26 protein-coding genes are annotated in these 24,031 nt (G+C 59.7%); 11 read left to right on the top strand and 15 right to left on the bottom strand.

Features of this window, described 5'->3' with window-relative positions; genetic code table 11:
- Positions 1-204: 204 nt before the first annotated feature.
- Entirely contained in the window at positions 205-804 is a 600-nt protein-coding gene (locus AC2GXZ_RS31490; RefSeq protein ID WP_483763197.1) for a LysE family translocator, read from the bottom strand.
- Positions 805-901: 97 nt separating this feature from the next.
- On the opposite strand from AC2GXZ_RS31490, the gene AC2GXZ_RS31495 reads away from it, so the two are divergent.
- From AC2GXZ_RS31495 to AC2GXZ_RS31520, 6 genes are all read left to right on the top strand, one after another.
- Positions 902-1,786 carry a LysR substrate-binding domain-containing protein gene (locus tag AC2GXZ_RS31495; RefSeq protein WP_483763198.1) on the top strand — a complete coding sequence of 295 codons (885 nt, stop codon included), beginning with the start codon at positions 902-904 and terminating at the stop codon, positions 1,784-1,786.
- A 106-nt stretch (positions 1,787-1,892) separates the two neighbouring features.
- A complete protein-coding gene (locus tag AC2GXZ_RS31500; RefSeq protein WP_483763199.1) occupies positions 1,893-2,837 on the top strand; it encodes an MBL fold metallo-hydrolase in 945 nt (314 codons plus the stop codon).
- A gap of 13 nt (positions 2,838-2,850) precedes the next feature.
- On the top strand, positions 2,851-3,843 hold the full coding sequence (locus AC2GXZ_RS31505) for an alpha/beta hydrolase (RefSeq protein WP_483763200.1): 993 nt from the start codon (positions 2,851-2,853) through the stop codon (positions 3,841-3,843).
- 127 nt (positions 3,844-3,970) lie between these two features.
- Complete coding sequence (locus AC2GXZ_RS31510; RefSeq protein ID WP_483763201.1) at positions 3,971-4,915, top strand: LysR family transcriptional regulator; 945 nt, start codon at positions 3,971-3,973, stop codon at positions 4,913-4,915.
- A gap of 219 nt (positions 4,916-5,134) precedes the next feature.
- Entirely contained in the window at positions 5,135-5,863 is a 729-nt protein-coding gene (locus tag AC2GXZ_RS31515) for an SDR family oxidoreductase (protein ID WP_483763202.1), read from the top strand.
- Between the two features lie 28 nt (positions 5,864-5,891).
- A complete protein-coding gene (locus tag AC2GXZ_RS31520; RefSeq protein WP_483763203.1) occupies positions 5,892-6,563 on the top strand; it encodes a dienelactone hydrolase family protein in 672 nt (223 codons plus the stop codon).
- Positions 6,564-6,608: 45 nt separating this feature from the next.
- Here AC2GXZ_RS31520 and AC2GXZ_RS31525 read toward each other — a convergent pair whose 3' ends face one another.
- Entirely contained in the window at positions 6,609-7,220 is a 612-nt protein-coding gene (locus tag AC2GXZ_RS31525; protein WP_483763204.1) for a TetR/AcrR family transcriptional regulator, read from the bottom strand.
- A gap of 114 nt (positions 7,221-7,334) precedes the next feature.
- On the opposite strand from AC2GXZ_RS31525, the gene AC2GXZ_RS31530 reads away from it, so the two are divergent.
- On the top strand, positions 7,335-8,339 hold the full coding sequence (locus tag AC2GXZ_RS31530; RefSeq protein WP_483763205.1) for an NAD-dependent epimerase/dehydratase family protein: 1,005 nt from the start codon (positions 7,335-7,337) through the stop codon (positions 8,337-8,339).
- 25 nt (positions 8,340-8,364) lie between these two features.
- Here the strand turns inward: AC2GXZ_RS31530 and AC2GXZ_RS31535 are convergent, their stop codons facing one another.
- The 11 genes from AC2GXZ_RS31535 to AC2GXZ_RS31585 all read right to left on the bottom strand — a co-directional run bounded on the left by AC2GXZ_RS31535 (position 8,365) and on the right by AC2GXZ_RS31585 (position 17,502).
- On the bottom strand, positions 8,365-8,547 hold the full coding sequence (locus tag AC2GXZ_RS31535) for a hypothetical protein (RefSeq protein WP_483763206.1): 183 nt from the start codon (positions 8,545-8,547) through the stop codon (positions 8,365-8,367).
- Positions 8,548-8,641: 94 nt separating this feature from the next.
- Positions 8,642-9,226 (bottom strand): tyrosine phosphatase family protein, encoded by a 585-nt coding sequence (locus AC2GXZ_RS31540; protein WP_483763207.1) that lies wholly within the window; start codon positions 9,224-9,226, stop codon positions 8,642-8,644.
- A gap of 122 nt (positions 9,227-9,348) precedes the next feature.
- Positions 9,349-9,924: an HAD family hydrolase gene (locus AC2GXZ_RS31545; protein WP_483763208.1), complete on the bottom strand. Its 576-nt coding sequence runs from the start codon at positions 9,922-9,924 to the stop codon at positions 9,349-9,351.
- Positions 9,925-9,949: 25 nt separating this feature from the next.
- Complete coding sequence (locus AC2GXZ_RS31550) at positions 9,950-10,708, bottom strand: SDR family NAD(P)-dependent oxidoreductase (RefSeq protein WP_483763209.1); 759 nt, start codon at positions 10,706-10,708, stop codon at positions 9,950-9,952.
- 13 nt (positions 10,709-10,721) lie between these two features.
- Positions 10,722-11,675 (bottom strand): ROK family protein, encoded by a 954-nt coding sequence (locus tag AC2GXZ_RS31555; protein WP_483763210.1) that lies wholly within the window; start codon positions 11,673-11,675, stop codon positions 10,722-10,724.
- A complete protein-coding gene (locus AC2GXZ_RS31560) occupies positions 11,675-12,382 on the bottom strand; it encodes a ribulose-phosphate 3-epimerase (protein ID WP_483763211.1) in 708 nt (235 codons plus the stop codon). The genes AC2GXZ_RS31555 and AC2GXZ_RS31560 overlap by 1 nt, the downstream gene beginning before the upstream one ends.
- A complete protein-coding gene (locus AC2GXZ_RS31565; RefSeq protein WP_483763212.1) occupies positions 12,372-13,187 on the bottom strand; it encodes an alpha/beta fold hydrolase in 816 nt (271 codons plus the stop codon). Before AC2GXZ_RS31565 ends, AC2GXZ_RS31560 begins: the two co-directional genes overlap by 11 nt.
- Positions 13,187-14,023, bottom strand: coding sequence for a sugar phosphate isomerase/epimerase family protein (locus AC2GXZ_RS31570; RefSeq protein ID WP_483763213.1), 837 nt, complete (start codon positions 14,021-14,023; stop codon positions 13,187-13,189). The genes AC2GXZ_RS31565 and AC2GXZ_RS31570 overlap by 1 nt, the downstream gene beginning before the upstream one ends.
- Complete coding sequence (locus tag AC2GXZ_RS31575; RefSeq protein WP_483763214.1) at positions 14,023-15,096, bottom strand: Gfo/Idh/MocA family protein; 1,074 nt, start codon at positions 15,094-15,096, stop codon at positions 14,023-14,025. Before AC2GXZ_RS31575 ends, AC2GXZ_RS31570 begins: the two co-directional genes overlap by 1 nt.
- Before the next feature lie 43 nt (positions 15,097-15,139).
- Positions 15,140-15,910, bottom strand: coding sequence for a glucose 1-dehydrogenase (locus tag AC2GXZ_RS31580; RefSeq protein ID WP_483763215.1), 771 nt, complete (start codon positions 15,908-15,910; stop codon positions 15,140-15,142).
- Positions 15,910-17,502: a mannitol dehydrogenase family protein gene (locus tag AC2GXZ_RS31585; RefSeq protein ID WP_483763216.1), complete on the bottom strand. Its 1,593-nt coding sequence runs from the start codon at positions 17,500-17,502 to the stop codon at positions 15,910-15,912. The genes AC2GXZ_RS31580 and AC2GXZ_RS31585 overlap by 1 nt, the downstream gene beginning before the upstream one ends.
- Before the next feature lie 158 nt (positions 17,503-17,660).
- Here AC2GXZ_RS31585 and AC2GXZ_RS31590 point away from each other — a divergent pair, with 158 nt between their 5' ends.
- The 3 genes from AC2GXZ_RS31590 to AC2GXZ_RS31600 are packed head-to-tail and all read left to right on the top strand — an operon-like array spanning position 17,661 to position 21,179.
- The gene (locus tag AC2GXZ_RS31590; RefSeq protein ID WP_483763217.1) at positions 17,661-18,617 is read left to right on the top strand and encodes a substrate-binding domain-containing protein; all 957 of its coding nucleotides are present in this window, start codon (positions 17,661-17,663) and stop codon (positions 18,615-18,617) included.
- Between the two features lie 7 nt (positions 18,618-18,624).
- A complete protein-coding gene (locus AC2GXZ_RS31595; protein ID WP_483763218.1) occupies positions 18,625-20,169 on the top strand; it encodes a sugar ABC transporter ATP-binding protein in 1,545 nt (514 codons plus the stop codon).
- Positions 20,166-21,179: an ABC transporter permease gene (locus AC2GXZ_RS31600; protein WP_483763219.1), complete on the top strand. Its 1,014-nt coding sequence runs from the start codon at positions 20,166-20,168 to the stop codon at positions 21,177-21,179. The genes AC2GXZ_RS31595 and AC2GXZ_RS31600 overlap by 4 nt, the downstream gene beginning before the upstream one ends.
- Before the next feature lie 74 nt (positions 21,180-21,253).
- On the opposite strand, the gene AC2GXZ_RS31605 is transcribed toward AC2GXZ_RS31600, so the two are convergent.
- The gene (locus AC2GXZ_RS31605; RefSeq protein WP_483763220.1) at positions 21,254-22,447 is read right to left on the bottom strand and encodes an ROK family protein; all 1,194 of its coding nucleotides are present in this window, start codon (positions 22,445-22,447) and stop codon (positions 21,254-21,256) included.
- Between AC2GXZ_RS31605 and AC2GXZ_RS31610 the strand changes: the two genes are divergently transcribed.
- Positions 22,349-23,128 carry a glucose-6-phosphate isomerase family protein gene (locus AC2GXZ_RS31610; RefSeq protein ID WP_483763221.1) on the top strand — a complete coding sequence of 260 codons (780 nt, stop codon included), beginning with the start codon at positions 22,349-22,351 and terminating at the stop codon, positions 23,126-23,128. The genes AC2GXZ_RS31605 and AC2GXZ_RS31610 overlap by 99 nt on opposite strands.
- Positions 23,129-23,191: 63 nt before the next feature.
- Here AC2GXZ_RS31610 and AC2GXZ_RS31615 read toward each other — a convergent pair whose 3' ends face one another.
- Positions 23,192-23,773: a TetR/AcrR family transcriptional regulator gene (locus tag AC2GXZ_RS31615; protein WP_483763222.1), complete on the bottom strand. Its 582-nt coding sequence runs from the start codon at positions 23,771-23,773 to the stop codon at positions 23,192-23,194.
- Positions 23,774-24,031: the final 258 nt, after the last annotated feature.

Raw genomic sequence — 24,031 nt, forward strand, 5'->3', positions numbered from 1 at the left:
CAATCAGACAGGCGATCTAGGGCAGGGAAAACAAGAGAGATCAGCCGTTTAGAGAAAGCGGCACGCAGTGGTCGAAGGTTCGGATCCGCTCAAGAGCCTATTTCACACCATGACAGCTCTTGGGTCTTAGTTTACTTGGCCACGTCGAGACGAATTTGGGCTCCTGCCAGCCTCGAATATGGAGATCGGGATTGCGGGATGACGTCATTCGAACCACATTGGCACGATCGACACGGCCAGCAAAAGTCCGAGCGACATGTTAAGCAATCTCCATTGTCCGTTAGTCCTCAATAGCCTTGCCAGCAGAAGGCCTGCGAAACACCAGAGTGAGAGCGACACCACTGCGCCACACACAAAGGAGAAGCCGAGCAAGGCACCCAGATGCAGAGGGCTTGGGGCAAGCGCGGCGAAGGATGCCGCCGCGCCGAGCGTCATCGCCCAGCCCTTCGGGTTGTGCCAGACAAGCCAGACCGCTCCTATGAACCCGGTCGGTCGGATAGCGCCGGATTTTAGATGAGGCGGACCGGCACGGGCGATTTTCGTGGCAAGCCAGAGCAGGTATAGCGTCCCAACTGCCTTCATCGCGATCTGGAGGGACGGGAGTGCCTGGATGACGCCACCCAAGCCCGCGGCCGCAGAAGCCGCCATCGATCCGAGGCCGAACGCGATTCCGCCGATCAGGGGCAGGGAGCGACGGTATCCGAAATGAGTGCCCGACGTCGTCGCCAGCGTGGTAGCGCCGCCCGGCGTGATGGTCGATACGACGACGAACAGGGCAAGCGGGATGAATTCGGCGGGAGTCATACTGGTCTCCATGGATATCCCTCCACCCCTAGCGCGCTGGTGATGATGATGGAAACGCATGTTGCGAATACATTCCATTACGATCTATAATGGTTTCATGAGCAGAAACCTCGACATTACCCTCCTGAGAACCTTTGTCGCAGTTGCCGACCATTTGAACATGACGGCCGCCGGCAAAGCGCTCAATCTGACGCAGAGCGCCGTCAGTCAGCAGGTCGCCCGGCTGGAGGAGCTGGCAGGGGTACTGTTCTCACGGGATCGGAGGGTTCTGCGCCTCACGTCTATCGGGGAGAGGCTCGTTTCGAAGGCGCGACGCCTAATCGCCTTGAACGACGAGCTCTGGTCGGACATGTCCGAGCAGACGATCGAAGGGCGCGTTCGCCTGGGCGCCCCATATGATCTGGTCGGGACATGGCTCACCCCGATCCTCAAGGCCTATGCCGAACAGAACCCCAAGGTGGAGGTGGCGCTGGTCTGCCTTTCGTCCCCGGAACTCGTGACGGCGGCATCGAACGGTGAGGTCGATCTCGCCCTTGTCGAGGAGCCTGTCGGCCCGTCCCGTGGCGAGTGTCTCAGCGTCGACAGGCTGGTCTGGGTCGGCGCGGCGAGGGGGGCGGCGCATCTGAAGAATCCAGTGCCGATTTCCTTGGTCGCCGAGACTTGCGCTTTCCGCCCAGCAGTTCTGAGCGCATTGGAAGAACGGCAGCTTGCGTGGCGCACCATGTTCGAGAGCGGCAGCATCGATGCGACGCGGGCGACCATCCGTGCAGATTTGGCGGTGACGGCATGGCTTCAGTCGACGGTGCCCGCCGACCTCGCCATCCTTCCGTCGGATGACAGGCTTCCGGAACTGCCGCCGTTCTCGATCAACCTTCATGTCTCGGCCGGCAGTCAGTCGCGGGCGGCGGCAGAACTTGCGCGTCACATCCGGCAGGGTGCTCGGGGATCGGCTTCGTCGATGGAACTCGCGCAGGCGATCTGATCCGAGGCGCCGAGCCCGGGAGCTACGACAAGGCCACGCATGTATCGACAATTTCAATTGGTTCAATTTTTCCTATCGATTTGATTGCTTGTCGGATCGCTGCCTAATGTCGAAACCAGCAGTCGCGGACACGACGGAGCCTGGAGCCGACACAATGAATCAACCACCAAATACCTACTCAATCGGCGCGGTTTCCGTGCAGAAGGTGCAGGAGCAGCCGTTCCGAAACGTGCCGTTCGATTTCCTTTACCCGGATGCCGCCGCTGGTGTCTTTGATGCCGTCGCCGACCTGCTCTCTGTCCATGACATGGAGGATGCTCGTGACGCGCTGATCCAGAGCATCCATACCTGGGTCGTCAGGACGCCGGAACACATCATCCTCGTCGATACGGGCTCCGGCAACGACAAGCAGCGCCCCCTCAACCCCATCTTTCACGAGCAACGTATTCCGTTCCTGGATCGGCTGAAGCATGAGGCGGGCATCGCGCCCGAGGATGTCGACTACGTCATCAACACCCACCTTCATGTCGACCATTCGGGCTGGAACACCGTCCTGAACGACGGCGAATGGGTTCCGACCTTCCCAAATGCTCGCTACGTCTTCCCCAGGCTTGAAGCTGAATACTACGGCAGCTCGGCCAGCCACAACGACGCGAACATCCCCAGTCGGGGCGTGTTCGAAGACAGCATCCTGCCCGTCATCGAGGCTGGTCTCGTCGACTTCATCGAGCCGGAAGGCGGCCGCTATCTCGACCTCTTCACCTTCGTGCCGACGAGCGGTCACAGTATCGGACACATGTCAGTCGAGCTTGTGTCGCAGGGCGAAACGGCGATCTTCGGTGGCGACGTCATGCACACCCCCGTGCAGGTCTTCCAGCCGCAACTGAACACCGTTTTCTGCGAGTTCCAGGATCAGGCGCTCGGTTCGCGCGAACGAATCCTGTCCAAGCTTGCTGACGAAGGCGCCCTCTATTTCTCCACCCATTTCGCAGGCTCGTCCGCCGGATACGTGAGACGTACCGAAGATGGCTATGCCTGGACCTATGCTTGAAAAGGAAGTCATCATGACCACCAAGATCGACCTCGACCAGATCGTCTTCGAAGACCATCGCATTGAAAGTGACACCGCCGGCATTTCGCTCTACGTCCGCAACAAGCGCCCGCGCGGCATCGACCAATTCGGGCCGGAGCGGACCATCGTGATGGTGCATGGCGCGACGTTCTCCTCCGGCAGCCTCTACGACGTCCGGATGAGCGGATTCTCCTTCATGGACTATCTGGCGGCGGCAGGCTTCGACGTGTTCGCGGTCGACGTGCGCGGCTACGGACATTCGACGCGACCGCCGGAGATGGAACAGGATGCCGCGCTGTCGCCGCCCGTCGTCAAGACCGATACCGGCGTTGCGGACTTCGGGGCTGCAGTCGACTTCGTGCTCCGCCATCGTGGTGTCGAGCGGACGAACATCTTCGGGATGTCATGGGGCGGTACCGTGGCAGGCGCCTATGCCGCCGCGAATCCTTCGAAGGTGGTCAAGCTCGCCGTCCTCGCACCTCAATGGCTGAGCGACAAGCCGATCCCGATCGACATGGGAGGAGAACTCGACGCCTATCGTCTCGTCCCGGTCCTGGCATCTAAGGAGCGGTGGCTGTCAACCGCCCCCGAACATGCCAGAAGCACGCTCGTGCCGGACGGCTGGTTCGAGGCGTGGGCGAATGCTAGCCTTGCCGAGGATCCATGGAGCAAGGAAAAGGCACCCGAACGCCTGCGCGCCTCGAACGGCCCAATCCAGGACATTCGCGACTACTGGCGTGCCGAGAGGCCTTATTATGATCCCGGCCAGATCACCGCGCCCGTGCTTCTCGTCCATGGGGAATGGGATGTCGATGTGACCATCGATCTGGCGCTTGCCTATTTCCAGACGCTGACGGCTTCGGCCTACAAGCGATGGGTCGAGATCGGCGAGGCGACGCATCTGGCACTGATGGAGAAGAACCGGATGCAGGCCTTCGACGCGGTCGCCTCGTTCTTCACCGAGGCGTTCGTCGCCGAGGCATAGCCACTCGTCGCGACATCCGATAGACTGGAATTCAATAGGGATGGGCGGCGTCTTCTGGTGCCGCCTGTCACCCCACGGGCCACGACGAAGGACGGCGCATTCCTTCGAACTATATTCGGGAACGACGTTGGAAAGCATCAATCACTTCAATCTTCGCTCTTTCGACCTCAACCTGCTCGTGGCCTTCGACGCTCTCTTCAAGGATCGGAGCGTGACGAAGGCAGCGACGCGTCTGAGGATCCAGCAGCCCGCGATGAGCCATAATCTCTCGACGCTGAGGCTGCTGATGGACGACGAGCTGTTCGTACGTGTCGGCAACCTGATGCAGCCGACCGCCAAGGCCGAAGTGCTGGCCGAGCAGGTAGGAGAGGTTCTTGCGCAGATGCAAAAGATCGTCTTGTCCAGCGAGCGTTTCGATCCTGCCGCCTCTGACAAAATCTTCCGGATCGGCTTCTCGTGCGAGGAGCTTCTTCTGATGCCTGACCTCAGCGGTCAGCTTACCCACGCGGCGCCCGGCGTAAAGCTCATCTCCCACCGTGTCCTTGCTTCGAAGATCGGACGGGAGCTCGACGAGGGCGCGATCGATCTTGCGATCGGCTGCTATCCGCCGTCTCCGGATCGGTATCGCCACAAGGTTCTCTTCGAACAGCAGCTTGCCTGCTGCTACAGCCCAACGCTGATCGACGTCGAGGACGAGATTGACCGCGACGGGTATCTGGAAAGCCGCCACGTGTTCGTCTCCCAGGACGACGACATCCAAGGGTGCATCGGCAGCATGCTGACCGGGGCGGGACATCGCCTCGACATCGTGATGGGCGTTCCCGACTACTTGACCGCCCTCGCGACCGCCGCGAAGGCGCCACTTGTCGTCACCATGCCGATGCAGATCGCGGAACGCTACGCGTCGATCTTCGGTCTCGCGTGCCAGACTGCGCCAGTCGAATTGGCGTTACCAGCGATCTCGCTCATCTGGTCTACCAAGACCGACAACGAGCCTTCAGCCGCATGGCTGCGAGAGCAAATCGTCGACGTCTCGACCGCCCATGGCGTTCGACTGGCGAAGGCCGCCTGAGGGGCCGCAGCAGCTACATTTTCGGATGCGTTCCCGAAGCTGTCGGTCGTGGAGACTGACGGCTTCGTGCGTTCTGTCGGCTCGTTTGAAAGCCTTATGCTCGTGGCCTGCGGTCGAAACGCGCCATTGGCATTATCGATAGAGAGGATCACGTCGATCGATTTGTGCAATGGTCTGGCGCGCAGTAACTCTTGGCCATCAACCAAGAGGAAGACTGCAATGCAAAACCAAATCGCACTCATCACCGGTGGCAACAAGGGCATCGGCTTCGAAACGGCCCGCCAGCTCGGACAAAAGGGCGCTCATGTCATCATCGCCGCGCGCAATGCCCAACTGGGCGACGAGGCTGCCCTCTCGCTGCGCGCCGAAGGCCTGTCTGCCTCGAGCGTCGTCGTTGACGTAACCGATCAGGCCACGATCGACGCTGCCGCAAAGGACGTGGAGCTTCGGTTTGGGAGCCTCGACATCCTCGTCAACAATGCCGGCGTCATGCGCGACGCTTTCGACAAGAAGCCGTCCGACCAGGACCTCGGCATGTGGCGCGACACGTTCGACACGAACCTGTTCGGCGTCGTCGCCGTGACCAAGTCCTTCCTACCCCTGCTGCGCCAGTCGGCGGCCGGACGCATCGTCAACGTCTCCAGCATCCTCGGATCGATGGCCGCGAACGTGGACCCGACGTCTGCCTTCTATGACTTCAAGATCCCGGCCTACAACATCTCCAAAACGGCCCTCAACGCATGGACCGTGCATCTGGCCTATGAACTGAAGGATACGAACATCAAGGTCAACGCAGCACACCCCGGCTTCGTGAAGACGGCGCTGCACGGTGTCGATGCGCCTATGTCGGCGGACGAGGGTGCAGCGACCAGCGTCATGCTCGCAACGCTGGGCAGCGAAGGTCCGACCGGTTCCTTCTTCCACGGCGCCGACGTGCAGCCCTGGTAATCCACTCGGTCGAAATCGGAGCGATGACATGAAGATCACAGGACAGATGGAGAAGATCACGATGTCCGACGGCCAGGCGCTCGACGCCTGGCACGTCGACGCGGTCGGAGAACGTAAGGGCGGCATCGTCCTCGTTCAGGAGATTTTTGGACTGACCGACCACATCAGGGAACAGTGCCAGATCTATGCCGATGCTGGCTACGAGGTTCTGGCGCCCGCGCTGTTCGACCGGGTGGCACCAGGGCTGAGGCTGTCCTACAGCAAGGCCGATATCGACAAGGCGATCGATCTCGTCCGCGCCCACTCGCTGGATCTCGCCGTCGCCGACGCCCGGACCTGCATCGACATCCTGGCGGCGACGGGTAAGGTCGGGATCGTCGGATACTGCTACGGTGGCTCGGTCTCCTACGCCGTCGCCTGCCGGGCCGACAATCTCTCGGCCGCATCCTGCTACTACGGTGGCATGATCCCGAAGCTGAAGACCGAAACGCCCCGGTGCCCGACGATCGTGCATCTCGGCGATGCCGACCAGGAAATTCCGGTCGACGAGGTGAAATCCGCGCTCGATGAGATGGAGGGTGTGACGACCCTCGTCTACAACGCAGGTCACGGATTCAATTCGGACCGCCGCGCCGACTATGACGAGAAGAGCGCAAGTTTGGCGCGGCAGAGAACGCTGGCGCTGTTCGCCTCTGTCTGAGCCCGTCGCATCGAAGTGGCTGGCCCTCGCGGGCCAGCCACTGAATCATTTTCGGGTCAGCCCGCTCTTGAGGGCGCTCACGAGCGTGAGCATCATGCACCTGATCGATGGCTCGAGGTCTATCCCGGCCTTTGCCGCTGCCTCGACATGTGCGGGATGAACGTAGACGGTCACCGCGTCGCGGATGACTTCGGCCGCTGCCACGGCATCGTCGATCGTGAACTCGCCACGGCCTATCCCGTCTTCCACGATCGACACCAGGAGGGCGGTCATGGCCGCGGAATAGTTCTGGACGAGTTCGGGACTTTCCTCCAGCACGCGGCGATAGAGTTCATAGACCTCCGGATCGCTTTCCAGCCGCTCGCGCTTGCGACGGTGCAGCGCCAGCACCATTCCCAAGAGACGTTCGGACGCGGGATCCGTGGAGCGGACGAAGGCCTGCGCAAGGTCTTCCTCGTCCTTCATCGTGTTCGCCACGATGGCGTCGAACACCTGCGCCTTGGAACGGAAGTGCCGATAGATCGTCGTATGGGACGTCCCAAGCGCTTTGGCGATGTCGACGATATTGGTCTTGGCCTGTCCATGCCGTCTTATCTGGGCACGTGCGGCGTCCAAAATCTTGTCCGTGGTGAGGGCTTCGTCAGTGTCTTTCGTCATGACTTCCACATAGCTCGATCGGAGCGGAAATGCTACAACGAACATAATTCATAATTTGTTCGTTGAAAGTCAGTATGATCTCTCATATGTCTTGGGCATCTACAGGAGATGAACATGACCATATCGGACATTCAGCAGCGCACGGCATTCGTCACCGGCGGATCGGGCTTCGTCGGAGGCAGACTGATCCAGGCCCTCGTCGCCAAGGGATGGCAAGTCCGGGCTCTGGCCCGCAATGATGCCGCCGCAGGAACGGTCACCACACTGGGTGCGCAGCCTGTTCAAGGCGACCTGTCGAACCAGACCGATTTGCAGAGAGGTATGGAAGGCGCCGAGGTCGTCTTCCATGTCGCTGCCATGTTCAAGCTCTGGGGGAGGCGTGAGGAATTCGACGCCGTGAACGTCGAGGGAATGCAACGCCTCGTGGGTGCCGCGGCGGCGTCTCCGTCAGTGCGCAAGATCGTCTACGTCAGTGCCGCGGCCGTCATCATGGGCGACCCGAAGCCGATCGTGCGTGCCGACGAGACCGCTCCGACATTCCAGCGGGACTTCGCGCCCTACAGCGCCTCGAAGGCGCAAGCCGAGAAGCTGCTGCTCGCTGCGAACCAGCGCCGTCCGGATTTCGAGACCATTGCAATCCGCCCGCCGATGATTTGGGGCAGGGGCATGCCGATGATCGACCAGATGGCTGAAACCGTCAGGAAGGGGCAATGGCAATGGGTTGGCGGGGGAACGCAGGCGATGTCGACGTGCCACGTGGACAACCTCGTCGAGGCACTTCTACTTGCAGCGGAAGGCGGACAGGGTGGTCAGGCATATTTCGTCGCGGATGCCGAGGAGGGCACGTTGAAGAGCGTCATGAACGCTCTGCTGGCGACGCAGGGCGTGCAGGCGAAGGACAAGTCCATCTCATTCAACATGGCATGGCGGCTTGCCGGGATCATGGCCTTCGTCTGGCGGCTGTTTGGACTGAAGGGAGAGCCGCCGCTGACGCGTCAGTTGCTTCAACTGATCGGCAATCCCTTCACCATCAGGACCGAGAAAGCCCGGCGGGAGCTAGGCTACCGACCAGTTGTTTCATGGCGCTCCGGCCTCGACGAAATGACGGCCGCCAGATGATGTTCCATGGTGGTAATGAGGCGGATTATAGCGCCTCGTCACCTGTTCGATATCGCTCGGCCAACTGGGGCGATTGCGCGCCGATGGCGGCAAGGGAGGCGTCGAACGCCGCTTGCAACAGTTCCTGACGCTCGACGCCGGGAGCGCATACGACCTCGGCGAGATCGAGGCCACACAGGCGCGCGGTCACGACATCGTCTGCCGACACGCGGGGCACCTTGCAAAGGTCGAGCCCGCGGTATCCTAGGTGGTATTCGAGGCGCTGCCATTCGAGGCAAGATGACAGCACCTCGTTCAGGTTTTCAGGCCCGCACTGCCATGTCTACTTCGGCGCCGCGGCCGAGTGACCTTATCCAATCATTGTAATGAGGCATGTGCTGAAGCTGGCGGCCGTAATGAAGGGTCAGTTCCCGCGTCAGTTCACCCTGCCGGCCAAGCTGCTCGTCGGCAAAAGCGACCATGAGATTGTTGGGCCAAGCCTGAGGACGGATCGCGACTAGCCTTTCAAAAAGGGATTCTGCGGCTTCATCGGGATTGGCTTGCGCCATCAGTGTCAGCATCGCCGCGGTCGATCGCGATACTCCCATGTGGCAGTGGACCAGAATGTGGGCCTGCGCTTCGTTATTGTCCCGCTCCAGGAACAACTGACCGAAGGCGAGAATTTCTTCCGTGTGCTTCTCCGACGGCATTATTTGGCCATCGCGCTCGGCAATGATGTCGTGGAAACGCAGGGTTGTGCGAAGGTGGTCGCCATACTCGGAAAACTCGGTCAGCTCAGCTCGATCAGGATCGATGATGGAAAGGACGTGCGTGACATTTCTGGTGCTTTGAGCAGCCAATTCGTTGATGCCACATACGGTCAGTTCTGGAGAGAGCAGTATTTTCATGGGGTATGCCTCACGATGCACGCTAAGGGAGACCGAGAGCCTATGCCGTCAGTATGTATCAAGAGTATGACGCCACGTTAGGAGAAGAATCTCACGCTTGGAACGCGTCAGCCACCGAGAACTTACGTCCTGACATCAATCACTTCCATACCGGCCCGCCCGGCCGCTTCTACGCCTTCGTCACTGTCTTCGAAGACAAGACATTCAGCCGGTTCCCGACTGAGCCGGCGTGCGGCTTCCAAGAACAACGCAGGCGAAGGTTTTCCTTCGCCGACATCGTCAAACGTCACGACATGATCGAATAGCTCGAACAAATCACAGGACGTTAGGGTCTTATGAACCAGTCGCCGCGGACCGCCGGAAGCGACAGCCATCGGGACCCGGCCACGAAAATGCCTGGCGATATTAGCCACATCGGCGAACTCGGTGATCTCACCGTTCAACTCAGTAAATATTGTCTCGCTTCTCTCGACGGCGCGATCGCGATCAATGACGACAGAATGTGTGGCTTCGAATTCATCGAACAGAGCTGAGCGCGACAGGCCAACTTTCGTCGCATACCAGAAGCGCGGCATGTGAAACCCCTGTTCCGAGAGTGACTGGGACAAGGAATGATAGTGGTGCGGCGCTGTATCTGCGAGTGTGCCGTCACAGTCGAAGATCAGTGCCTTGAAGTTGCGGTCGGAGATGTCGATCATTGTAGATGCCGTTTCGCTTGCCTTCTCACCAGACAGTATAGCCGCCATCCGCGATGACGATGGCGCCTGTCATCAGACTGGAGGCGTCCGAGGCCAGGAACAATACGATGGAGCCGATCTCGTCTGTCTGGCCGACACGACCGGTTGGCGTGTTTCCAAGCCACATATTCGTGGTTTCCACATCGCTTTTCAAAGCAAAGGCATTCATTGGCGTTTCAATGAAGCCCGGCGCGACGGCATTGACGCGAACGCCCCGCGGGGCCCATTCCGCAGCCAGTGACTTGGTGATGTGGTGGACGGCCGCTTTTGAGGCATTGTAGTGAACGTTCTTCTGGGGGCGAACCACGATTTCACCGGCCATCGAGCCGATGTTGACGATCGAACCGCGACCGCGTTCAATCATACCGCGACCAAAGGCCTGGGCGCACCAGAAGACCGCGCTCATATTGACGTTCATCACCTCGTTCCACTCGGATTCGGTAATATCTTCGCCAGCAGTTTGTCGTCCAATGCCTGCATTGTTCACGAGAATGTCGATGGGGCCAATCGTGGTGGCAAGCGCATTGACGGCTTTAGGATCGGTCACGTCGAGCGTCTCGAAGCGGACCTTCTGACCCGTCAGCCTTTCCTTCGCGGCATTGAGGTTGTCGGCGCTGAAATCGACGATAATGACTTCCGCGCCAGCTTCCAGGAGCGCATCCACGCAGGCGGCACCGATGCCACCGGCGCCGCCAGTCACGAGAGCCGTGCGACCGTCAAGCTTGAGTTTTTCAAGATATGTCATGTGCATGATCCTTTCAGGAATTCGAGAGAGCCAACGCTGCTGCGCCGACCAAGCCGCAATTGTCACCGAGCGCCGCAGGCACGACTTCGACGGCCTTGAACGGTGCCATGGCATCGCGACGGATGACGGCGTGGATGTCTTCGGACATCAGATCGAATGCCTGGGCAACGCCGCCACCCATGACGACTTTCTGAGGGCTGTAGAGGTGGATGAGGCCGGTAAAGCCAATACCAAGATAGTCTGCCTCTTCGCGCAGCAATGCCAATGACTGCGGATCGCCTGCGCGCGCGCCTTCGACAGCATGTCTGGACTCGATCTTCGTTGTTCGGGCAAGTTGGCCGAGATAACCATCAGGGTGAACCTCGGCAATTGCCCTTGCACGCTTACCGAGCGCAGTGCCGGCTGCGAAGGCTTCGAAACATCCGTGTGCTCCGCATGAGCAGACTGGTCCCTCCGAATCCATCCTGAAATGTCCGACATGGGCGCCCATGCCCCGGCGGCCATGCATCAGGCGGCCATCGACGACGACACCGCCGCCGACGCCGGTGCTGACGGTGACGTAGACCATGTGATCGAGCCCTTGGCCGGCCCCATGCTTCCACTCTCCATAGGCGGCGGCAATCCCGTCATTTTCGACGGTCGCGGGACGACCGAAAAGAGCCGAAAGCTTGTCTCTCAGCGGAAACTCTTCCCAGCCAGGCAGCGTCGGGATGTGGTCGACGATACCGGAAACCGTATCCAGCGGGCCCGGGGCACCAACGCCGACCGAGACGATATTCGCTGAATCAAAATCCTTCGATACCTCGTTGGCGAGCGCCTTGAATTGGCTCATGACAGCATCAGGCCCCCCCGCCACGTCGGTGCGGGTGGCTGCGCGATTGAGAACGATGCCATCACGTACGAGTGCTCCCCGCACCTGCGTGCCTCCGAGGTCGAAACCGAGTGAAAGCTTTTCCGCCATAGGCATCAAGCCTCCTGAGGCTGAGCGTGGATCCAGGCCATCCGCTTCTCGAAGTCGTCTGCGTTAAACGCAAGCGATCCCATCACAACGGTTTCGGCGCCTGCGCGGCGAAGTGAGGGAACCGTGTGTTCGCGAATGCCGCCATCGGCTGCAAGCACGACGCGGTTGGTGGAGGTGCGTCCAGCGATCATCGCCTTGGCTTCTTCCAAGCGCGGGCAAGCTTGTTCGTCGAGGCCCTGGCCCTTGACCCCAATGCGGGTGCCGAGAAGCGTCAGCATGCCGATGCGATCGAGATAGGGTTCCATATCCTTCACAGGCGTCTGAAATTGCAGCACGATCCCGGAGATGAGGCCCAATTCATCGATGAGATCGAGCGCTTCTGTGATGTTGCCGTTCTCAGCGTGGATACTGATCAGGTCAGCGCCAGCTTCGGCAAACTGCCTGATCTGGTCGAGCAGGATGTCATCGGTGGCCATCAGGTGGACGTGCAGAGGCTTGGCCGAAACCTTGCGCGAGATGACGACCAGGTCGGGGAAGAACAGCAGGGCAGGGGAGAAGTGTCCGTCTGCGACGTCAATATGATAGATATCGGTCAGTGCGTCGACGCGCTTGATCTCGGCGGCGAGGCTTCCGAGATCGGCGGACCAGAGCGACATTTCAGCAAGCAGGCGGTCGGTCGGCAGGGCGTCTAGCCAATTGGTGTCAGGCTTCATGTGCGAGATCCTTCAGAAATGATGTGAGGGCCTGCCGGAAATCGTTCCGGTAAGCTTCGGCGTCGTCCGCCTTGGGGGTGATTTCGATAAAACGAGCGTCCGGAATCCAGTCCGCCAATCGGCGCGCGTATGCCAATGGATGGACCGCATCGCGCCCATGGCCGATAACGAGCGTCGGCATACGGATACGTCGAATGTCTTCTTCGGTGACACCGGGTCCGTCGGCTGAAATCCGCGTCAGTAGTTCTGATGTGGTGGTTTGCGGCTTACGGGAGAAAAAGCCCTTGAGCGAAGCGAGATTGTCCGGTCCGTCGACCGTAAGACGCCGGAACGTCTCCGATCCTTCGAAAGTCGCTCTCGCGTCTTCGGTGGACCTGTCATGCAGCAATCGCCCGACATAGGCGTTCGGTTGCATGTTCTCGGGGTTTCTGGCGGTCAGCCATGCGGGCCTTGCGATGACGAGCGCACCGACCAATTCCGGATGCCGGACAGCAAGACGTAGAGAGATTGCGGCACCCAAGGAGATGCCGCCGACCACCGGGCGCGATAGGCCGCGCGATCTGATGATCCCCGCCAGATCCCTGGTAAAGTTGGCGATGGAAAGTTCATGCGGGGGACCGGCTTCCGACGCCCCGTGGCCGCGGGCCTCCATCGTCAGGCATTGGAAGCCGATATCGGCCGGAAAGACCTGAGCCGGCTGAGCCGCATCCCCGCAAAGTCCGTGCTGGAAAACGAAGGGCCGACCAGAGCCGGTCTCGACGACGTTCAGCGCGAGCGCAGAGCCTGCTGTGGAGGCCGGTGCCATCAGGCGACCTCACTTTCCGTGAGCGTGTTCCGCAGAAACGCCGCCACACCTTGAGCTTCGTCAGCACCGAGACCGTGGGTAATCAGACTACCCGAGAAGCCGGCGCGGCGCAGCGCCGAGACGTAAGCGCCGAAATCGACAACACCTTTGCCAGCTGTCGCGAAACTGCCGTCGGGGTTCCTGTCCTTGGCGTGGGCGATCTCGATACGGTCTGCCAGCAGAGCGACCGCGTCATCGATGATCTCTTGCCGCCGATCGTCCGTTTCGGTCTCGAACAGGTTTGCGGGATCGAACACGATCCGCACCCGATGGCTGCCTAATTGCTTGATGACCTTGTCAGCGCGTTGCGGCGAACTGATGACATTGGCCAGTTCGGGCTCGACGCCGATCAGCACATCGTACCGGTCGGCGATCTCGATCAGGAGTTTGAACTCTGCAACCATCTCGTTCCAAGCCGCATCAGTATCGTTGTCGGGATGGTGGCGCCATTGATCCTTGGCGTCGCAGCTTCCGGTGCAGACGGTCAGAAGGTTCGAACCGATGTCGTTGGCGACAGCGGCAATCGCCTCAAAACTGTGGCGACCGGCCTCCCGGACGGAGAGGTCGGGATGGATCATGTTGTAGGTCGCCGAGATCGCCGAGATCTCCACACCGGTCGATTTCGAGGCATCCCGAACGGAGCTGACGATGTCAGGAGCAATGGTCTGAGGCAGCGAACCGATACCGGAGCACGCCATATTGTACTGGACCGACGAATATCCAGCCAGTTTGGCGGCGTTGAGCACGGTCGACGCATCGTCGCCTGGAAAGGTCTTGGCAAAAATTCCGAGTTTCATCAGACAGCCCCCGTGACATCGGCCAGTTTCACCGGCTTGCCTGTCTTGACCGATTGGGCGATCGCGACCATGCCGCGGATCGACGCGAGACCGTCGTCGATATCGGCGCCGGTCATCGGCGCTCCTTTCAGAATGACGTCGGAAAACGCCTCGAGCTGGCGCTTGTAGAAATGGCCGTCAGCACCAAGCACGCGGGTGGTTTCACCCGTCTTCTCGTGGAAGACATCGACATCGCTCGTCTTGAACAGCCATGGGTTATAGGTCTTGCCAAGGATGCTGCCGTTTTCGCCGTAGATCTGAAAGCCTTCGTGCCAGTCCATGCGAACCGCGACGGTGAGGTCCAGGTGGCCCATCGTCCCACTCGCGTACTGGATATCGACGAACCAGCAATAGGCGCCGAAGCGGTTGCGCAGCCGTGCTTCCAGTTCGACGATCTCGCCGCCGAAATAGCGTGCGGTGTCGAGAAGGTGACTGCCATGGGCGAGCATGAAATACTGCTCGAGATCAGCCTTCGGGTTGCCGGACGGTTTGCGCGCGTTGGCGCTCTTGACCATCAACGGTTGGACGGCGTCCGTGACGGCGTAACGATGAGTGCTGTCGCAATACCAGGCCTTGAGTGCCAGCATCTCGCCCATCTCATTATCGATGAAGGCTTTGGCGCTCTGAAGCCCGGCGTCGAACCGCTTCATATGGCCGACCTGCACCACCTTGCCAGTCTCCGCGACCACCTTCTTCAGTTCTTCGACTTCCTCGATCGAGGTGCCGATCGGCTTTTCGCTCAGGACGTGCTTGCCGGCTCGCAACGCAGAAATTGCCGCAGGAACGTGGAAGGCGTCGGACGTAGCGATGACAACTGCGTCGAGCTGCGGATCCGCCAGCATAGCGTCGTAGTCGTTAAAGGTCTTTTTGGGGGCATGGGTCGCTGCCATGCGCTCGCGGAGATCGTCGGCCACGTCGCAGATTGCGTAAAGGTCGGCATTCTTGGCCTTGGTGGCGCTCTCGAAGTGAGCTGCCTGTGAGATCGGTCCGCAGCCCAGGATGCCAACGTTCAACTGTCTTGCTTCTTCGCTCATGTCTTCCCTTTCGGTCATTCTTTTCGCGCTAGATGCGCGGGTCTCAGCTCAGGATATTTCCGCCGTCGACGTTGAGGGTCTGGCCGACGACGTATTCGGATTGTGGGGATGCCAGGTACAGGACGGCCGCTGCGACCTCTTCCGGTGAGCCCATGCGGCCATAGGGCACGGCGGCTCCAACCTGCCGACGCTTTTCGCCCGGCGCTGCGCCATGTTGTTTCTCGTAGAGGGCGTCGATCCGGTCCCACATCTCGGTTTCGATGACGCCGGGTGCGATCGCGTTCACCCGGATGCCATCGCGGATCAGGACGATTGCGGCGGAGCGAGTGAAGCTGATGACGGCCGCCTTGGTGGCCGCATAAACGGAGGACGCAGGCTCAGCCTGACGTCCGGCCTGGGAGGCCATGTTGACTATCGAGCCGCCGAGCCCGTCCTCCTTCATGCGAGCTGCGACAGCCTGCATGACAAAGAACATGCCTTCGACATTGACCCTGAAAAGGGTCTCGAAACTCTGTGGCGTGACCTCAAGAAGTGGAGCCATATCGAAGACGGCGGCGTTGTTGACGAGCACGTCGATCCGGCCACCGGAGGGAACGCACGAACCGATGGTAGCCGCAATCCCCTCTATGTCACCAACATCGAGATGAAGGGGCCGGCCTCTGATCTGCGCGGCAGCCTCGGACGCCCGCTCGAACATCACGTCGGCAACGATCACAGATGCGCCCTCAAGCGCGAATGCCCGGGCCGCGGCTTTGCCGATACCACCGGCGGCGCCAGTTACAAGAACCGTTTTGCCCTCGAACCGGCCGCTCATCACTGCGTCCCCATTGCGGCGGCATGGTTCATTGCCGCCTGGGCACCTTGGCTGCGCAGCCGGTCGCGGGCCGCGTCGAAAGCGCTCCTGAAGAGCTGGTTTTCTTCCAGGTGCAGTGGTGCGAATGCCGAAAGCTTGAGGACGGCGTAGGGATCGGCCGAAGCCAGAAGGTTTCTGTCTGCCTCGGTCAGGTTCGGCTCATCGACGATGAAGGTTGCACCTTTCAGATCTTCGCCTCGCAGATATTGCTCGAAGGCTGCAAGATTGAGAGCGACCCGGTCAAAAGCCCCGCCGCGGCTCAAAAGTTCTCCGAGTGTCCGGGAGAGAAAGATCGGAAGCTTGGCAGCGCCGTTGTGGGCGATCCTGAGAACCTGATCGCCGACGGCGGGATTTTCGAAGCGCTCGATGATCTTGTCTTTATAGGCACTAAGGCTGACGCCCTTAGGAGCTTCGATCAGCGGAATGACGTCCCTTTCCATGAAGGCGATCAGGAAGTTTCGCACCGCTTCGTCCCGCATGGCATGATCGACGATCCGGTGGCCCGCCATCAATGCGGGATAGGACATCATCATGTGCGAGGCGTTCAGCAGTCTGCCCTTGATCGCCTCGAACGCTGCAACGTCGTCACGAAGTTCGACGCCGACCTGTTCGAAAGCCGGGCGACCGGCGACGAAGTCGTCTTCGAGCACCCACTGGATGAAAGATTCACCGATGACAGGCGTCTCGTCGGCAAGCCCGCTATGGGCGTTGGCTTTGGTCTTCTCTGTGGCGCCTACACTCGGTGCGATCCGGTCGACCATGCTGTTGGGGAAACTGCAATACTCGGCGATCCATGCGGCCAATTCTTCGTCGCGTGCGGTCGCAAAGCCGAGAACCGCCTTGCGGGTGACCGCACCGTTGCTTCGAAGGTTGTCGCAGGATAGAAGCGTAAAGCCGCCAGCCCCGGCCGAGCGCCGGCGGGCCAGGGCTTCGACGATGAAGCCGAAGGCCGTTTTAGGGGAAAAGGGGTGTTCGAGGTCGTGCCGGACATCTGGGTGGTCGACGGTGAACGATCCCGTGGTCTCATCGATATTGTAACCGCCTTCGGTGATCGTCAGGGAAACGATCTTTGTCTGGGCTGCGGCAAGGATGTCGATGGCCGCCTCGGGCGCTGTGGGCGCATGAAGAAAATCTATCATCGCGCCGATGATGGCGACCGATACACCACCATCCGGCGCATATTCCGTCAGGCTATAGGCACCATTCTGGCGCTGAATTTCTTCAGCCTTCCTTCGCTTGTCCTCACCGTCGCCAAGCCCAACGCCAACGACCGCCCAGCTTTGCTGGCCCGGCAGATGCAGACAGCGATCGACAAAAAGGGCCTCATGAGCGCGGAAGAAGTTACCGACGCCGATATGCACTATGCCGGTCTGAAGAGCGGCTCGATCATATGTAAATGTCGCGACATTCGCGGGCGCTTTGGTTTTGGCGGTGACGACGTCGATTAAGGGAATTAATCCCGATGCAGTTGAATGATTGACCATCAAAGCCCCTCCAGAGAGCTCAATCTGGCAGGCGTTTTCGCCCGTCGCTTTCCTTGATGTCGGCTTCATATGCCATGGCCGAGGCTATTTTACAATTAATATCTTTACAAAAGAAATTATTGACTCATCTCAAATCGGCAGGCAGTGTCCCTCCGTCAAGTCGGGGGCGGGAGGAGCCATCAACGGCGGCAGCCGCGACCGACATATGCGAACAGGGAGGAATACGCATGAAATTCACAAGAATGCTGACCAGCGCCGCGATCATCGCGATTGCAAGCTCGGTCTCTGCGCACGCAGCCGACAAGGTCATCGCCGGCATGGTCTTCCAGCAGGACCAGTTTTTCCGCACGATCCAGATCGGCATGGAGGCTGCCGCAAAGAAAGCTGGCGCCGAGCTCTTGCAGGCCAATAGCGACAACAAGCCCGAAAAAGAGCAGAGCCTCGTCAACACCTACATCTCGCGCAAGGTCAATGCGATCGTCATCGCGCCGCTCAGCAAGACGGCGTCGGCGTCCGCACTCAATCGCGCCAACGCTGCCGGCGTGAAGGTCGTCACATACAATTCGACGGTCGATGGAAACGCTCCGGCCGCCTTCGTCAACTCCAGCCAGGATGACCTTGGTGGGACGACGGGCAAGGCCGCTGCAGCCTTCATCAAGGAAAGGCTGGGCGGCAAGGCGAATGTTGCCATTCTGCAGTACAAATCGCAGGTGCCTGAACAGAGTGCCGCCCGTGTCGGCGGCTTCACAAATGCCGTCAAGGCGGGCGGCGATGTGAAGGTCGTGGCAGACCAGGACGCATGGCTTGCCGAAAAGGCGGTGTCGGTGACCAACGACATCCTGACCGCTCATCCCGACGTCAATATCATCTTCGCCGCAAACGAAGGCGGGACGGTTGGTGCTGTCCAAGCGGTTCGCAATGCCGGCAAGCAGGGCAAGGTCTTCGTGTTCGGCACAGACGGATCCCAGCAGCTCGTCAATTTCCTGCAGTCGCCAGACGACATCCTCCAGGCGGTGACCGCGCAGCAGCCCTATGAGATCGGCTATGCAGCCGTCGAAGCTGCATTGGCCGCAATCGACGGCAAGAGCGGCGAGAAAGATATCTCCGTGCCGGTAAAGGGGCTGAACCGGGCAGATGTCGCCGGCGTCAAGGCGTTCGGAGACGAACTCAAAAAGTACAGGTGACCGGACGATGGCAGTAGGTCACATCTCACAGAGCCCGGCCGGCGCACATGCGCCGGCTATCCGGTTCGTCGAACTCGGCAAGGTCTATGATGGCAAGGTTGCCGTCGCGAAAATTGATCATGATTTCGAGGCCGGTCAGGTCCATGCCCTGATGGGCAAAAACGGGTCTGGCAAATCGACCCTGGTCAAGATCCTGTCAGGCGCCGTTCAGCCAACCATCGGCTATGTCATGATCCATGGAGAGCGCGTCAGTCTCGACACGCCGAAAGATGCCTTTGCCGCGGGGATCGTCACCGTGCATCAGGAGCTTTCGCTGGTGCCGTCACTTTCGGTCGCTGAAAACATTTATCTCGGGCGAATGCCCAAGCGGACGGTGCTCGGCGCATCGGTCGTGGACTGGGACGGTGTCAACAGGCAGGCCTCGGCATTGCTTCAGGAGATGGGTCTGGATATCGATCCGCGCCGGCTGGTCTCAGACCTGAGCGTCGGCCAGCAGCAGGTGATCGAGATCGCCAAGGCGATGTCGTTCAATCCCCGCATCCTTCTGCTCGACGAGCCGACATCCGCGCTTGCCAGCCAGGAGGTCGAACAGCTCTTCGCACTGGTTCGCCGGCTTCGCGAACGCGGTGTCACGATGATCTATATCACCCACCGGATGAACGAGCTGTTCGAGATCGCTGATACCTGCACGGTCATCCGAGACGGCCACTATATTGGCAGCGTCGCCATGAGCGATGCGACCCCGGCAACCATCGTCGAGATGATGTTCGGCGACGTGGCCAAGGCCAAGCGACCACCTCGTGGTCGGATAGAGCGCAAGCAGCCGGTTCTTTCTGTTCGCGGACTGACGCGAGCAGGTTCATTCGAAGACATTTCCTTCGACCTCTATCCAGGGGAAATTCTAGGCTTTGCCGGACTAATGGGCTCGGGGCGCACCGAAATTCTGCGCTCGATATTCGGCGCTGATCCGTTTGAAACCGGCACCATCGAGTTCGCCGGTGCGAACATTGTCAAGCCCACACCTCAGACGATGAAGAAACGTGGGCTTGGGTACACGCCGGAAAACCGCAAGGAAGCGGGGCTGGTTCAAGTGTTATCGAGCCACGACAACCTGTGCCTCGCCAGCCTTTCCAAGATCTCTTCGGGCGGCGTTATAACGACCGGCCGGGAAGAGCCGTTCGTCCGTCGTCAGATCAAGGAACTCGCGATCAAGGTTCCCGACGCCCGACTTCCTGTCTCGTCTCTTTCGGGTGGCAATCAGCAAAAGATCGTCATCGGCAACTGGCTTAATACCTCTCCCAAGGTGATGTTCTTCGATGAACCCAGCCGCGGTGTCGACGTCCAGGCCCGGCAGCAGATCTTCGAGATTATCTGGCACCAGGCCGAACGCGGTCTCGCCTGCGTTTTCGTGTCGAGCGAGATCGAAGAGCTCCTCGACGTCGCCGACCGGATCATCGTTCTCAAGCAAGGAAGGCAAGTCGGCGAGGTCCAGCCTGACGACGTCGACCTCACCGAACTCTATAGAATTTGCATGGAAGGAACTTTGCAATGAGCGGCAATCCCGGAGCTGGCCTTGTGGTCGACGCCGACGTTCCTGCGGCCAAGAAGCCCCGCAGCACAACGGCGCTCAAAATCTACGCCATGGAGGCGATCCTCGTCGTCCTGATCATCGCCCTGGTGATTTTCGCACCGGGCTTTGCGACCGTCGGCAACCTTCTCAACGTGCTCAGGACCGGCGCAATGCTTGGCATTATCGCCTTCGGCATGACCGCAGTCATCATTTCCGGAGAGATCGACCTGTCGGTCGGAGCCGGTGTTGCGCTTGCCGGCTGTATCGTTGCCTATTGCTCGGAGATGCTTGCGCCGTCTCTCGATTACCCGCTTGCCATCGCCATCGGTGTTGTAGCAGCGCTTCTTGTCGGGATCGCCTGCGGCACTTTTACCGGCAGCATTCGGCGATGGTTCAATGTGCCTACTTTCATCACGACCCTCGCCCTCTTCACGGCATTGCGTGGCCTTGCCAACCTGATCAGCGGCGGCTTCCCGCTGACAGACCTGCCGCCATGGTTCTCGTTCGTGGGCGCAGGCGACCTGTTCGGCATCCCGTTTCCGGTTTACGTCCTGATCGTTGTTTTCATCGGAATGCACTTCTTGATGAAGTATACGAGCTACGGGCGCTCGGTCTACGCCGTTGGTGGCAACGCCGAAGCGGCTCGTCTGTCGGGTATCAACGTCTTCGGCGTCAAGACGATGGCACTTGCCATCACCGGCGGTCTGACGGCCGTCAGCGGCATCCTGATCGCATCGCAGATCGGTTCGGGTACCGGCACGACTGCGACCGGCATGGAGCTGGATGTGATCGCGGCGACGATCATTGGCGGGACGAGCCTGTCGGGCGGCAAAGGCCGTGTTTGGGGAACCCTGCTTGGCGTTCTCTTCCTAGGCTGTGTCACCAACGGCATGACGCTGCTCAATGTGAATGAATATTGGCAGTATGTCGTCCGTGGCGCGATCATCCTCGGCGCAGTCCTGCTGAACCAAGTGCTCGAACGCCTTAAGTAAACGCGAGCGGGGCAGGGGACCAGGCGATCGGTCTCTGGCCCTCGCCTATGCCTGCCGCGCTGGCGAACTTGCCATCAGTCCGAAACATCGACGCGCGAAATGTCGAAGGCGTGGTGATGGGCAATCGTCGCAGCACCGACGGCACACTCATATTGGCCAAGCTCCGACAAGCGGACATCCGGAACAGGAATGCCGGATATGATGCCGTCTGCCACTGCAATCCTCAAGCCTTCCATCGAACGCTCAATCACAGGCCGCATTACGCCACCGAGGATCACGGTCGACGGATTGAACAGGTTGATCAACGAGATGATTCCGAGCCCCATCCAATGCGTGAAAATCTCGACCGTTTCGATCGCCTTCGGCTCTCCATTATCATAGGCGGTTGCGATCTCGCCGGGCAGGGCTTCGAACTGCTCTTCTCCAAGCTTATCCGTGCCGAGGTAGTGTCTCGCCATTGCGCCGAGATTGACCCAGCTTTCCAGACATCCGTTCTGGCCGCAACTGCATCTCGCTCCCGCGTCTGCAAGACGAATATGGCCAAACTCTCCAGCCGTACCGCTCGCCCCGCGCAGGAGACGGCCGTTGATAACGGCGGCGCCGCCACACCCTGTTCCAAGCTTTAAAAAGATGATGCAGGCGCTTGGAAGGGACGGCTGGGTGTAGACAGCACCGAAGGCGGCGGCATTCGCATTGTTTTCAACGAAACAGGGCAAGGAGATTTTCGTCGAGAGCTCGGCGATCAGATCGACCGACTTCCATCCGAGGATCGGCAAGTTGATCACAAAGCCGGCAGACGTGACGATACCGGGCACCGTCACCCCGACGCTGTGGATGCGGCCTGCAACGCGGGCATCCTGTTCTAGCGTGGCAAGATGCCTGGAGATGTGATCAACGGCTGAGGCGGGCGAGATATCGCGCGACACATGGATCACGCTGGATGAGAGGACCTGCGCGGCAAGATCCACCAGCGCAAGGCGTAGAACCCCAACGCCGATTTCTACACCGAGAAAGAACGCGCCGTCAGGGTTGATGGATACGCTGCCACCCGGTCGACCGGGCTCTCGGGATGGATCTCTCGCTTTAGATTGAAGACGCAGTTCTTGGACCAGCTCGCGTTCGATCAAGCCATTGGTCAGTCGCGTGATCGTCGCGGGGGTCACGCCCAAATGTCTGGAAATATCCGCGCGGCTCGCCGGGCCTTGTGTGCGAAGCATCGTGAGGATGCGGAGCTCATTCAGATATTTCGCAAGCGTCTGGTCGGCCATTTCAAAATTACCCTGTCGTCGCGAATGGACCGCGAGGCCATTTTATGCCATTATTTTACTAACGAAACAAATTGTTTACTGGCTCCGCAAGCCAGAAAAAGGGAGGCCGTGATGCTGTTACCAGAAGGCGTTTTTATAAACGGAACGAATGGTGATGTCAGTCCCGCAACGGGGCGTTACACGAAAAGATTGAGCGAGCTTTCCGCGATTTACCAGGACAAAGATGCGCTCAATGCGATTGTTGACGAACGTGCCGATCCGATCGTCTACGAGGTCGTCGAGTATCGAAAAGAAAACAGCGATATCTTCTTTGGAACTACGACAATGGAGCCAGGGCAGGTGAATGGGGAATATTACATGACCCGTGGCCATTTCCATCAAAGACGTGAGATGGGCGAGATCTATTATACCCAGAGTGGCGAGGGCATCTTGCTACTGGAGTCCAGAGGTGGCCGCTCGGAGACTGTGGAAATGAAGCCCGGCGTCTGCGCGTTTATTCCGCCGGACTGGGCACATCGCTCGATCAATACCGGGACGGCGAAACTCGTCTTCGTATGGGTGTGCAACCCCGAAGCAGGTCACGACTATGGTGAGATCCTGACCCGCGGCATGCGCAAGATCGTTGTGGAGGATAACGGGGCCCCTAAGATTCTGGATAACCCCAACTTCACAGGGACTTGAGCACTCTGAATAGCAGGGTCGATGGTTCAACTCCCATCAAAAGCGTCGTTTGCTGCAGACAGCTTAACTTGCGAAGTCGTCGTCCAGCGCGCGCCCGGCCATTTCCGCACAGTGGGTAAGACGCTCAGTCGAATATCCAAGGCATGCATAGGAAGACAGACCACGGAGGGTCATCAGAACGTAATCGGTTACCCGCTCTGGATCCTTTGCATGATGGTCACGGATGTAGCTGGCGATGAGGTCGCTACCACCCTTGGCCAACTCGGCAGCCATGTTTCGCGCTGTTTCGTCGTCAGCGCGCATGCCTTCCGTGACCATGCAACCCTTCCACTTATCGTGGCGGGTATATTGTTCGGTTGCCCTCACAAAGAGCTTCGTCAATGCTTCCGCTGGCTTGCTGTCCGGCGTGAGGATGTCGTCCAGAGGTAAGAAATCGGTCTCGACATAACGCTTCATCGCCCGGTTGAACAGCTCGGCCTTGCTTCCGTAAGCGGCATAGAGGCTGGGTGCGACGATACCCAGCGCATCGCACAGGTCCGCCACGCCCACGGCATCATAGCCGCGTTCATGAAACAGACCTTGGGCGATCGCCACCCCTTCTTCCCGGTCGAAGGCCGGGCGCCTCCTGCGGATTTTGGTTTCCATGGATCACCTGTTCAGCCTCCCTTTATAGTGAGCGCTAGTTGCGGCGGCAAGCTCTTCGGGAAAATATATAGCGATCGCTAAATATATGTTGCGCCGCACTCCAAACGACTGTAGCTGTCTATATAGCGACCGCTAAATAGGTTGCCATCGTCATAAAGGAAACATCGATGTCATTCGAAGGAAAAGTCGCGCTCGTCACGGGCGGATCGTCAGGGATCGGTCTGGGCATTGCCAAGGAACTGGCTTCACTCGGCGCCA

This window comes from Aliirhizobium sp. YIM B11859, assembly GCF_057163345.1.

What these genes read in the sequence shown, in the direction of transcription:
- AC2GXZ_RS31550 (WP_483763209.1), bottom strand. Translation starts at nt 10,708, where the DNA reads ATGACATATCTTGAAAAACTCAAGCTTGACGGTCGCACGGCTCTCGTG.
- AC2GXZ_RS31595 (WP_483763218.1), top strand. Translation starts at nt 18,625, where the DNA reads ATGGCAGTAGGTCACATCTCACAGAGCCCGGCCGGCGCACATGCGCCG.
- AC2GXZ_RS31565 (WP_483763212.1), bottom strand. Translation starts at nt 13,187, where the DNA reads ATGGCACCGGCCTCCACAGCAGGCTCTGCGCTCGCGCTGAACGTCGTC.
- AC2GXZ_RS31590 (WP_483763217.1), top strand. Translation starts at nt 17,661, where the DNA reads ATGAAATTCACAAGAATGCTGACCAGCGCCGCGATCATCGCGATTGCA.
- AC2GXZ_RS31605 (WP_483763220.1), bottom strand. Translation starts at nt 22,447, where the DNA reads ATGGCCGACCAGACGCTTGCGAAATATCTGAATGAGCTCCGCATCCTC.
- AC2GXZ_RS31520 (WP_483763203.1), top strand. Translation starts at nt 5,892, where the DNA reads ATGAAGATCACAGGACAGATGGAGAAGATCACGATGTCCGACGGCCAG.
- AC2GXZ_RS31545 (WP_483763208.1), bottom strand. Translation starts at nt 9,924, where the DNA reads ATGATCGACATCTCCGACCGCAACTTCAAGGCACTGATCTTCGACTGT.
- AC2GXZ_RS31495 (WP_483763198.1), top strand. Translation starts at nt 902, where the DNA reads ATGAGCAGAAACCTCGACATTACCCTCCTGAGAACCTTTGTCGCAGTT.
- AC2GXZ_RS31575 (WP_483763214.1), bottom strand. Translation starts at nt 15,096, where the DNA reads ATGAGCGAAGAAGCAAGACAGTTGAACGTTGGCATCCTGGGCTGCGGA.
- AC2GXZ_RS31515 (WP_483763202.1), top strand. Translation starts at nt 5,135, where the DNA reads ATGCAAAACCAAATCGCACTCATCACCGGTGGCAACAAGGGCATCGGC.
- AC2GXZ_RS31530 (WP_483763205.1), top strand. Translation starts at nt 7,335, where the DNA reads ATGACCATATCGGACATTCAGCAGCGCACGGCATTCGTCACCGGCGGA.
- AC2GXZ_RS31615 (WP_483763222.1), bottom strand. Translation starts at nt 23,773, where the DNA reads ATGGAAACCAAAATCCGCAGGAGGCGCCCGGCCTTCGACCGGGAAGAA.
- AC2GXZ_RS31500 (WP_483763199.1), top strand. Translation starts at nt 1,893, where the DNA reads ATGTCGAAACCAGCAGTCGCGGACACGACGGAGCCTGGAGCCGACACA.
- AC2GXZ_RS31505 (WP_483763200.1), top strand. Translation starts at nt 2,851, where the DNA reads ATGACCACCAAGATCGACCTCGACCAGATCGTCTTCGAAGACCATCGC.
- AC2GXZ_RS31560 (WP_483763211.1), bottom strand. Translation starts at nt 12,382, where the DNA reads ATGAAGCCTGACACCAATTGGCTAGACGCCCTGCCGACCGACCGCCTG.
- AC2GXZ_RS31585 (WP_483763216.1), bottom strand. Translation starts at nt 17,502, where the DNA reads ATGAAGCCGACATCAAGGAAAGCGACGGGCGAAAACGCCTGCCAGATT.
- AC2GXZ_RS31600 (WP_483763219.1), top strand. Translation starts at nt 20,166, where the DNA reads ATGAGCGGCAATCCCGGAGCTGGCCTTGTGGTCGACGCCGACGTTCCT.
- AC2GXZ_RS31540 (WP_483763207.1), bottom strand. Translation starts at nt 9,226, where the DNA reads ATGAAAATACTGCTCTCTCCAGAACTGACCGTATGTGGCATCAACGAA.
- AC2GXZ_RS31570 (WP_483763213.1), bottom strand. Translation starts at nt 14,023, where the DNA reads ATGAAACTCGGAATTTTTGCCAAGACCTTTCCAGGCGACGATGCGTCG.
- AC2GXZ_RS31525 (WP_483763204.1), bottom strand. Translation starts at nt 7,220, where the DNA reads ATGACGAAAGACACTGACGAAGCCCTCACCACGGACAAGATTTTGGAC.
- AC2GXZ_RS31555 (WP_483763210.1), bottom strand. Translation starts at nt 11,675, where the DNA reads ATGCCTATGGCGGAAAAGCTTTCACTCGGTTTCGACCTCGGAGGCACG.
- AC2GXZ_RS31610 (WP_483763221.1), top strand. Translation starts at nt 22,349, where the DNA reads ATGTCTGGAAATATCCGCGCGGCTCGCCGGGCCTTGTGTGCGAAGCAT.
- AC2GXZ_RS31490 (WP_483763197.1), bottom strand. Translation starts at nt 804, where the DNA reads ATGACTCCCGCCGAATTCATCCCGCTTGCCCTGTTCGTCGTCGTATCG.
- AC2GXZ_RS31580 (WP_483763215.1), bottom strand. Translation starts at nt 15,910, where the DNA reads ATGAGCGGCCGGTTCGAGGGCAAAACGGTTCTTGTAACTGGCGCCGCC.